General features: G+C 71.1%; 1 protein-coding gene and 1 pseudogene. Both read left to right on the forward strand.

The window, feature by feature from the left end; translation table 11 throughout:
- The coding region (queG, locus tag ACIKT0_RS18390; protein ID WP_407106765.1) for a tRNA epoxyqueuosine(34) reductase QueG at nucleotides 1–1,074 on the forward strand (1,074 nt) is incomplete at its 5' end.
- A pseudogene (locus ACIKT0_RS18395) lies at nucleotides 1,071–1,303 on the forward strand (NAD(P)-dependent oxidoreductase); the annotation flags it as partial. The gene queG and the pseudogene ACIKT0_RS18395, both read left to right, overlap by 4 nt.

A 1,303-nucleotide genomic window follows, 5' to 3' on the forward strand; every position in this document is an offset into this window, starting at 1 on the left:
ACGCATGACGGTCCCGATCTATCAAGCCGGCTCCGTCTCCTCGCAGGTCAGGCAGGCCAAGGAGGTCGCCGGTCAGCGTCGCCGTGTATGGGCTGGCTTGCGGACCGCGCCGAGTGGCGCGGCGACCCGGCCGCGCTGTGGCCGGAGGCCCGATCGGTCATCATGCTCGGCATGAACTACGGGCCGGACCACGACCCCCGGGCCGCGGCGACCCGGCGGGAGCGCGCGGCGATCTCCGTCTACGCGCAGGGCGACGACTACCACGACGTCATCAAGGGACGGCTCAAGCAGGTCGCGGGCGCGCTCGCCTCCGCGGGCGCCGAGATCAAGGTGTTCGTCGACACCGCTCCGGTGATGGAGAAGCCGCTTGCCGAGGCCGCGGGCCTCGGCTGGCAGGGCAAGCACACCAACCTGGTGTCGCGGGAATTCGGATCCTGGCTGTTCCTCGGCGCGATCTTCACCACCGCCGAGCTGCCGCCGGACGCGCCGGAGACGGACCATTGCGGCTCCTGCCGCGCCTGCCTGGACGCGTGCCCGACGAACGCCTTCCCCGGGCCCTATCGCCTCGACGCCAGGCGCTGCATCTCCTACCTCACGATCGAGCACGCCGGCCCGATCCCGCTCGAGTTCCGCGCCGCGATCGGCAATCGGGTCTATGGCTGCGACGACTGCCTGGCGGCCTGCCCCTGGAACAAGTTCGCGCAGGCCTCCCGGGAGGCCCGGTTGTTCGCGCGGGATGAACTGCGCGCGCCCCCGCTGGCCGAACTTGCGGGTCTCGACGACGCCGGATTCCGCAAGCTGTTCTCGAAATCCCCGGTGAAGCGGATCGGTCGCGACCGGTTCGTCCGCAACGTGGCGATCGCCATCGGCAATTCCGGCGCGCCGGAGCTGGCGCCGGTCCTGGCCGCCTTGCTCCGCGACCGCTCGCCTCTGGTGCGGGGCGCGGCGGTGTGGGGGCTGGGGCGGCTCGACCCGGCGAGACTCGCTGGGCTGGAGGCGAGCGAGCGGATGGCGGAGAGCGAAGCTTCCGTCCGCGGCGAGTGGGACATGGCGCTGGCGCGGGAGGCGGCTTGAAGCGGCTTGTGGTGTTCGGCTGCGGCTATTCGGCGCGGCGTTTCGTTGAGCTTCATCGCGGCGGCTTCGACGCCGTCGACGTCACGACGCGGGGCGAGGCGACCGCCGCCGCTCTCCGCGCGGAAGGGCATGTCGAACAGGCTGGGATCGTAGAGGATCTCGCGCGACTGCCCGTCCGCCACCGCATGCATGCGGACCGTCTTGGGGAAGAACTTCCCGACATGCATGA

The sequence above is a fragment of the Hansschlegelia beijingensis genome (assembly GCF_045505405.1).
GTDB classification, from domain to species: domain Bacteria; phylum Pseudomonadota; class Alphaproteobacteria; order Rhizobiales; family Methylopilaceae; genus Methylopila; species Methylopila beijingensis_A.